Source organism: Brachyspira pilosicoli (assembly GCF_019402445.1).
Lineage (GTDB): Bacteria > Spirochaetota > Brachyspiria > Brachyspirales > Brachyspiraceae > Brachyspira > Brachyspira pilosicoli_B.
Genome location: NZ_SRZM01000121.1, coordinates 1 through 8,883, shown reverse-complemented (window position 1 = coordinate 8,883; position 8,883 = coordinate 1). Strand labels below are relative to the sequence as shown.

Below are 8,883 nucleotides of genomic sequence, written 5' to 3'. Positions count from 1 at the left end.
TGAAAGAGGCTAAAGTATATTTTGTATGTTTAGACCCCAGCAAACAAAATGAGGTATTAAACGGGCTTAATAGTGCTAAGGGAGTTATATTCTCTTATTTAAGAAAACAGCTTACTATAAGATATGTTCCTAATCTTACTTTCTATTATGATAAAACATTAATGGAAACTAATAAAGTATTAAGCGACATAAGAAACTTAGACATAAAAGAAGATAGTCAAGAAGAAGAATAAAAAATATCGGAGTAAAAATGCCTATCAAATCCAAGACAGATAGAAAAAAAATAACAACAACAAAGAAAGATATATTAAAAAGAATATCAAATGCTAAGAACATAACAATTACAGGACATAGAAATCCTGATGGGGACTGTATATGTTCTGGACTTGCTTTATCACTGCTTATAAAAAAAGTATTTAAAAAGAAATCTTATGTTGTTAATACAGATAAGATGCCTAAAGAATTAAAAAATGTACTCAATATAGATAAAGTTATTTTTGAAGTTAATGAAAATAATTTGCCTAAAAAAGATGTGCTTATAATACTTGATTCTGGAGATATAGAAAGAATTGGTTGGATTGCTGATATTACTAGCGAATATAATGAAGTAATATTTATAGACCATCATAAAGTAAGAAACATTAATGGCGTTACTATGTTTTATGATGATATTAAAGCTGCTGCTACTTGCGAGATAATATTTGACATATTTTCATCATATCTAAAAAATATGGATTCTACTATAGCTACCCTACTTTACTGCGGTCTTTCAACAGATACAGGCGGGTTTGTTTTCAGCAACACTACAGAGAGAACATTGCTTTTTGCTTCAAAGATGATGTCTAAAAAAGTTAATATAGAAAATTTAGGTAATGTTGTAAGAAAGAGATATTCAAAAACAGATGTAGAAGCATTAGTTTATATGTATAATGAGATGGTAATAGATGAAGATAAAAAGATTGGATATTTATGCTTAAAAGAAGAGATTAACGGTCATAACTTAAAAGATATTAGCGTAAGTGCATCTGACACTCTCATACAAATGCAAGACGTGTTAATAGGTTTTATAGTACATGAAAGCGATTATAATTTTAGGGTGAGTATAAGAAGCAGATGTAAAAAGGATATAAGGGAGATAGCAGAGTCATTTGGAGGCGGAGGACACCCTAAAGCTTCAGGATTTACAGTATCAAAAGAAAAATATAAAACTAAAGAAGAATTAGTAAAAGCTATAAAAGAAAAGATAGTTTTATTATTAGAATCTTAAATTTATGCAAAAAGACAATATAATAATATACACAGACGGTGGCTGCAGAGGAAACCCAGGTATAGGAGCTTGGGGAGCTATATTACTTAGTGAGAAACATAATTTAAGGCTAGAAATAGGCGAAAGCGAAGAGCATACAACAAATAATAAAATGGAGATGCAGGCTGCAATTAAAGCTCTTGAAAGACTTAAACATTCTCATAATATAAAATTATATAGTGATAGTGCTTATTTAGTTAATGGAATGAATAGTTGGATTTATTCTTGGCAAAAAAATAATTGGATTAAAAGCGATAAAAAGCCTGTTGAAAATAAAGACTATTGGCTAAAATTAATAGAACTATCAAAAAAACATAGTATTGAGTTTATAAAAGTAAAAGGACACTCATCAAACAAAGAAAATAACCGTGCTGATGAGATAGTAAATATATTGATGGACGAACATATAAAAAACGGCAGTATATCCGAGTTTTACAGCAAAACTGATATAAACTAAAAATTTTAAGTTTGTCAAAAACATTACTATATATAAAATAAAAAAACTTATAAAATATAGCTATTTATATATAACCAAAAATACTAAAAAATAACTTGAAAAAAGGTTTATTAGTGATAAAATTAACCTTAGTAATAAGAAATATCCAAAATATTTTAAGGAAACAATAATGCAAACAAGAGTATATAAAGCAGGATCTATAGTATATTTTGCTGGAGATAATTCTGATAGAGTTTATATTCTAAAGCAGGGTCAAGCCCAGAGCATATTTTTATCAGAAGAGACAGGGCATGAAACTAGAGAATTAATCAACATAGGTGAGTTTTTTGGCGTAAAAAGTATACTAGGTACTTATCCTCAAGAAGATACTGTTCAATGTTTAACAGATTGCGTTATTATTATTTTAACATATAGCGAATTTGAAAGTTTAGTTTCAAAAAATAAACCAATAATCATAAAAATGCTTAAAGTATTTTCAAATCAACTAAGAAGAATAAACAGAAAAGTTGGTATATTAGTAGAAAATACAATAGATGAAGAAGGTCCTTCACCATTAGAGGGGCTATATAATATTGGTGAGTTTTATTTCAAAGCTAAAAAATATAAAAACGCACTATATGCTTATAAAAGATATATACAATCTGCTGATGAGGATTCTGTATTTTATCATACTGTAGAGCAAAGAATAAAAGAATGTAAAAGCTTATTAAATATAACAGATGATAGTAATATAGCTCCATTAGAAGACAGCACAACAGAAGAACCAAAAATAATAAGCAAGCCAAGCACATCTATAGCAAACACTTCTATTAACAATAAAGATTATGACAGGGCTTTAGAGTTTTATGAGAGAGGCGATTATGTGAACGCTATAAAATCATTTAATGCTCTTTTAAAAAATGAAGATAAAGATGTGGCTGAAAATTCAATATTTTATATGGGGAAAGCTTATTATTATATTAATAAATATGATAATGCTTCTAAGGTTTTATTATCAGCAATAAAAACATATCCGAAATCAAAAAATGTAAAAGAGGCAATATTATATTTGGGTAAAAGCTTTGCTAGTATTGGGGATAAAAATAAGGCAAAAGCATATTATCAAAAAGTTATGTCTATACCTCCGATGGATAGTTTATCACAAGAGGCTAATGACAGCATACAAAAACTTAATTAAGGATAAAAAATGGATAATATATATTCACATACAAAAAAATATGAAGCTGATGATATAATATTTTTGGAATATGAAACAGGTAATAAATTTTATATGGTTCAAAGTGGCTCTGTAAAAATAACCAAAGTAATAAAAGACGTAGAAAAATTATTAGATATAGTTTATCCTGGAGATTTCTTTGGAGAGATGGCTATACTTGAAGGTACAACAAGAAGTGCTTCTGCTATAGCAAATGAACCTACTACATTGCTTGAATTAACAAAAGAAAACTTCCAAACAATATTAGGAAACAACACAGCTATGGCATTAAAATTATCTAAAATGCTTGCCAAAAGAATATTTGATGCTAAAAGAAGATTATTAATACTTCAATTGCCTGAAACTGATTTGAGAGTTTATGATTGTTTATTATTATTGGCTGAACTTCAAAATATACCAAGAGATCATTATTATGACCCTCAAGAATTGAATGCTACTATAGCTGATATAGCTAATTGGTGCGGTATAAATGTTAATGATGTACAGAAAGTATTAAACAACTTAATTAAATCCGGTAAAATTGATGTACATACTAATACAATAAAGGTAAGAAATTTAAAAGAAATACAAAGACAAATAGACTTAAAAAGAAAAAAATAATTATTCTTTTATGCTATTCTGTAAATTAGTAAAAGATTTTTAGTATACAATAATTCTTATTTACTCTTGTATTATTTATAAAGGAAATACAGTTATGCTTGAATTTGAACCTATAAGTTTAGATAAACAAAAATTATATAATAAATATTTTTCTATCACTCCAGAACAGTCTGCAGATTATACTTTTATGAACCTCTTTGGTCTTAAAGATATATATATGCTAGAATGGGCTTTTACAGAAAAATTAGTATGGATTAGACAACGCTCGCCTTATACAATATATTGGGCTCCTGTTGGAGATTGGTTTAATACTAATTTTTGTAATGATATGAGTCCTTGTGAAATATCAAAAGAATCTATAATTAGAATACCTAAAGAATTAGCTTTATTTTGGGATAAATATACTAAAATAAGCGTAAAAGAAGTGAGAGATGAATGGGAATATTTGTATGATGTTGATGAATTAATTAATTTAAGCGGAAAAAAATTTCATAACAAAAAAAACTTATATAATCAATTTATAAAGAATGATTTTGAATATAAAAATATAGATATAGAAAATGAAGAAATGATTAAGGATATATTTGAGTTTGAAAAGAAGTGGGAAATAAATGAAATGCAAAACAATAATGAAGAAATAAAAACAGAATGTGAAGCTTTTGATAAAAATAAACTATTAACACATGAAGTTCGTGCTGAAGCAGATATTATGATGATAAATAGTCTTATAAATAATTGGAAAGAAATTGACGGAATCACTGGAGGAGTTATATATATAAATAAAAAAATCGCAGCATACACTATAGCAGATTTTACTATGAGAGATACTATAGTGGTGCATTCTGAGAGAGGAGACAGAGATTATAAAGGAAGCTATCAGGCTATAAACAGACTCTTTTTAGAAAACAATAGAAGAGATGGATATAAGTTTGTAAATAGAGAGCAAGACGTTGGAGATTTGGGTCTTAGAAAAGCTAAATTATCTTATAATCCAGTTAAGTTTGTAGAGAAGTATTCTGGATTTTGTACTGGAAAATAATAAAAGAAAAAAATAAGCCCTATAGATTTTTTAATCTATAGGGCTTTTATATATATAAATCAAACACATACTTTGTCTAAATAAATTTCTTTAGCTTTAGAGTAAAACTCTGAAGCTTTGTCATAATTACCATTAATAAATTCAATGTTTCCTAAATGGAAATAATCACTTGATTTTGGAGAATGTTTTATATTCTCTAAATATTCTTTTTTACTCTTTTCTATATTAAGGTAATTATCCTCTAATTTTCTGTTTCTTAAATTTTTCAAAGCCATAGTTTCAGGGCTATCAGCAGGATACATCTCTAAAGCCTGTAAATACATGTTTTCTGCCCTCTTATAATCTTTTAGCTCATGCAAACAAACTCCATAATAATGATAGTCATTATAATCAGCTAAATTATTATCAACTAAAACTTCATAAAATTTCATAGCCTCTTTATACTTCTTATTAGCAAAGAAATAATTAGCCAAAAATACTAAAGCTATTCTATCTCTATTATCTATTTTCAATATATATTTAGCTGTATCTATTCCCTTATCTTCTTCTTTTAAAACATTACATAAAGATAAAAATTCATAATAAGGTACAAGGTCATTTCCATTATATAAAGCAACACCCTTTTGATAATGTTCAAAAGCCTCTTGCAATTTGCATTCTTTTTTGGATATAGAGCCTAATATAAAATAAGCCTCTGCTGCCATCCAATATTCTAAGAAAGTATTTAGAAAAACTTTAGCATGCTCATAATCACCATTATTAAATAGAGTAATAGCTATCTTTAAATAAGACTTCATATCTTCGCCATTACTTAATCTAATACTTCTTTTCAATGCCTCAACTGCTTCAGTATTGATTCCTTTCTTCAATAATTCTTCGGCAAGATTACTCAACTTTATAGCTTTAGTATTGATAGACACAGTATTTCTCCTTAAATTATATATTAGTGAAAAGGTCTAGCATAAACTTCACTAGAAAATTCACTTTCTATATCTCCTCCTTCACCACCTATAGTTGTTACCCTAAAGTAGTAAAGCTTTCCATATTCTAAATTATTAATAACATACTCAGTTTGATTACCATCTACTATAATAGGATTATAATCATTATATATTCCAGATTTAGTACCATAATATATTTTATATCCGCTTACATTTTCATGACTTCCTTCCCAATTCAAAACTATAGAATTATTAGCAACAATAGCCTTTAAATTAGTAGGTGCTTGAGGAGTTCTTCCTTCATGATAAACTATCTCAACTTTATTTAATGAAGGACTATATTCCATAGATGAATCACTTTCTAATAATGCCTTAACTTGAATATATTTAATCTTAGGACTCATTATAATATTATTAGTTGAATCTAAAAGTGTCCATTCTATATTACTGTCTTCTTCAGAAAAATATTCATTAGAAGTTCTATAATAAACATATACACCTGTAGCATTACTAGTCTTTGCTATATAATTTATCTCATCAATGAAAATATTATCGCTATTAAATTGCATTACTTTGCTTAGTACCTCTCCGTTTGGCATATATCTTTCTAAATTAAAATTTCTTTTATAGTCTGGACTAAAATAAAATCCATCCATTCCACCTATAAATCCCTGTCCTAAATATATAGGTGCTATACTAATATTACTTATATCTAATACATATGGAGAGCCCATTCTATCGCCTGTACTAGTTAAATAAATAACCTGATCTTCAAGTCCGTCTATATATTTCACTAATTTTCCTGTTTTAGAATCAAAACTAATGCTATGATGTCTCCATTCATTTTCTTTTAAATATTCACCCTCAGACAAAATAACATTGGTATATTTTCCATTATACATAAATAAATTATTAAACTGCCAAACTAAACGACCATCTATTATATTAGCCCTAATACCTGAATATTTAGTAGTATCACCATCTTGATATATAGATGTCTTTGACAAAACCTTTGAGTTCATTCTTATCTTATAAGGATTTAAATAAAACTCTATTGTAAAACTATTTACCGAAAAATTATCAAAAAATGAATAGCCTTTATTTTCTATCTTAACAAAAGATTTTATATTTGGAAACAAAACTCCAATACCAGCATTGGCTCCTTCCATATATTTTATATCTTTGCTATAAGTTATTCCAGAATAGTTTACTTTATTCATTATATCTTTTGAAAATAAGCTTGATATATCTCTTCTATAAGATAAACTTCCTGTATTATTTAAACTAAAGCTGTTAGTTATATTATTAAGACTACTAGAATATATATTATTAGTATCTGCAAATATATTATAAACGCTTTGGGCAGCATTAATATTTAAACTTAATGTAAAAGCCATTAAAATAGCTATATATCGCATATTTAAACCCATATTAAAATATTACTACATAACTATTCGGATATAATTAATTTTACATTATTAAAAAAATATAATAACAAATAGAGAATTAATGTTTTTATGAGAAATTAATAAAAAAATTGTATATTTTTATATTAAACATCTAATACAATTAAATGATTATCATTACTATCAAAATGGTCACACATATAAATTTTATGATTATTTTTTTCTATAACAGTATTTACTTTTACCCTATTATGACCTACAACCTGATTATAATCAAAACAACCATCTTCTTTTAAATCATGAATATCTGCCCATAGTATACCAGCAAACATGCTCATTCCTCCCCTTCTATAAGAGGCAATGTTGCAATCTTCTTTACAATTTGAATAAACCATATTAATAATTTTAGTTATATCAGTAAAATCTTTAATATCATATTTTTTCTTTATATAATTAATCCAACCATTCGTAATTCCAGCATGAGTAAATACATAATCTTTTAATACATAAACTACATTAAATATATCTTTATTATCATTAAAAATTTTATTAAGTTCACAAGCATAACTTTTTCTATATCTGCTTGCTGTAGGATATCCAACTATATACTGAAAATCATGATTTCCTATAAGAAGCTCAACTTTAGAATTATTATTTCTTTTAAACTCTATTACATCTTTTAAATTATCAACAATCTCTTTATCTGTAAAAGTAACCCAGCTATCATCACTATAATCACCTAAAAAAACTATCTTATCAAAATTATTATCTTTTAACAAATATTTCCAGCAAGGCTTACCATGTAAATCACCAATAACAGCAATTTTCATATTATAACCTCCAAAACAAATTGGATGATATTTAAAGTATAATTATACAAAAATGAAAAATCAAGCATATTTTATATAATTATTACATATATAGTTTATTGACATCATATAATAAAAGATTTATAATCACTAATCAATTAGGAATGTTAATGTATAAAATAAATATATTAAAAAATAATATCAAAGACATCATAATAGCAATTAGTTTTATTATAATAGTTTCTATTATTTATATAGTACCATTTGTTACAATGGATATTTATAAACTTACAAATAATTTATCTAATTTGGAAATGTTTTTTAATAATGAATTTATATTTCTATTAAAAATATTATTTTCTTTTTTAATACCTCTTAGTTTTTTTATACTTAATATTTTATTTTCAATCAATAAAATATGTTTAAAATCTATAATTATAACAGCAGTAATAATCTTTATAATATCAATTTATTTATATAGCTTACCATATGAACTATTAATAAAAATGACTATATCAAAAGAATATATAAAATTATTGATTCATATATTCTCTGCTAATATGCTTATTATTTTTGCATTAGCTCTTTCGTATATTAAATATGATATAAAACAAATATCTAATTTATACGACTTCTATACTATGATAGCTGAAATTGTTATATGGGCATTTTTATTATATTTTGCAATATTTATTATTTTGGTATTAATATTTGCTTCACTTAAACTAAATAATAAACTAGATATAAAAAGACTTACTATATTTTTAGTACAAAACAATATGCTTAACTTAAAAATATTATATAGTATATTTATTATATTAAACTCTTCCATAATATATTTATCATATCTTCTATATAATAAAATGCAAAACACTAAATTATCAATAACTATATCAAGAACTATAAGTATATTCATATCAATTAGCTCCCTATCATTAATAATACTAAACTTAAAAAATAATATATTATTATCTCATAAATTATTTTTTTATTTATATGTATCATTTTTAATTATATTTATAAAAATAATTTTCTTGTTTAGAGCAGATAAAAAGCTAGATAAATACGAATATATTTCCTATATAATATCAAATATATTTGTTATTATA

10 protein-coding genes are annotated in these 8,883 nt (G+C 25.5%); 7 read left to right on the top strand and 3 right to left on the bottom strand.

Going from position 1 to position 8,883, the window contains the following annotated elements; translation table 11 throughout:
• The 6 genes from E6A48_RS04810 to E6A48_RS04785 all read left to right on the top strand — a co-directional run.
• The coding region (locus E6A48_RS04810; RefSeq protein ID WP_219708908.1) for a ribosome-binding factor A at window positions 1-233 on the top strand (233 nt) is incomplete at its 5' end.
• A 17-nt stretch (window positions 234-250) separates the two neighbouring features.
• Window positions 251-1,267, top strand: coding sequence for a DHH family phosphoesterase (locus tag E6A48_RS04805; RefSeq protein WP_219708907.1), 1,017 nt, complete (start codon window positions 251-253; stop codon window positions 1,265-1,267).
• 4 nt (window positions 1,268-1,271) lie between these two features.
• Entirely contained in the window at window positions 1,272-1,763 is a 492-nt protein-coding gene (gene rnhA / locus E6A48_RS04800) for a ribonuclease HI (RefSeq protein WP_219708906.1), read from the top strand.
• A gap of 169 nt (window positions 1,764-1,932) precedes the next feature.
• On the top strand, window positions 1,933-2,940 hold the full coding sequence (locus tag E6A48_RS04795; RefSeq protein ID WP_219708905.1) for a tetratricopeptide repeat protein: 1,008 nt from the start codon (window positions 1,933-1,935) through the stop codon (window positions 2,938-2,940).
• A gap of 9 nt (window positions 2,941-2,949) precedes the next feature.
• Window positions 2,950-3,579 (top strand): Crp/Fnr family transcriptional regulator, encoded by a 630-nt coding sequence (locus E6A48_RS04790; RefSeq protein ID WP_013245045.1) that lies wholly within the window; start codon window positions 2,950-2,952, stop codon window positions 3,577-3,579.
• A 94-nt stretch (window positions 3,580-3,673) separates the two neighbouring features.
• The gene (locus E6A48_RS04785; RefSeq protein WP_219708904.1) at window positions 3,674-4,618 is read left to right on the top strand and encodes a DUF2156 domain-containing protein; all 945 of its coding nucleotides are present in this window, start codon (window positions 3,674-3,676) and stop codon (window positions 4,616-4,618) included.
• A 59-nt stretch (window positions 4,619-4,677) separates the two neighbouring features.
• Here E6A48_RS04785 and E6A48_RS04780 read toward each other — a convergent pair whose 3' ends face one another.
• The 3 genes from E6A48_RS04780 to E6A48_RS04770 all read right to left on the bottom strand — a co-directional run bounded on the left by E6A48_RS04780 (window position 4,678) and on the right by E6A48_RS04770 (window position 7,795).
• Window positions 4,678-5,538 (bottom strand): tetratricopeptide repeat protein, encoded by an 861-nt coding sequence (locus E6A48_RS04780; RefSeq protein ID WP_219708903.1) that lies wholly within the window; start codon window positions 5,536-5,538, stop codon window positions 4,678-4,680.
• A 23-nt stretch (window positions 5,539-5,561) separates the two neighbouring features.
• Window positions 5,562-6,989, bottom strand: coding sequence for a fibronectin type III domain-containing protein (locus E6A48_RS04775; protein WP_219708902.1), 1,428 nt, complete (start codon window positions 6,987-6,989; stop codon window positions 5,562-5,564).
• A 122-nt stretch (window positions 6,990-7,111) separates the two neighbouring features.
• Window positions 7,112-7,795 carry a metallophosphoesterase gene (locus tag E6A48_RS04770; protein ID WP_219708901.1) on the bottom strand — a complete coding sequence of 228 codons (684 nt, stop codon included), beginning with the start codon at window positions 7,793-7,795 and terminating at the stop codon, window positions 7,112-7,114.
• Between the two features lie 149 nt (window positions 7,796-7,944).
• On the opposite strand from E6A48_RS04770, the gene E6A48_RS04765 reads away from it, so the two are divergent.
• Window positions 7,945-8,883 (top strand): hypothetical protein (locus E6A48_RS04765; RefSeq protein WP_219708900.1); only part of this gene is annotated, 939 nt, incomplete at its 3' end.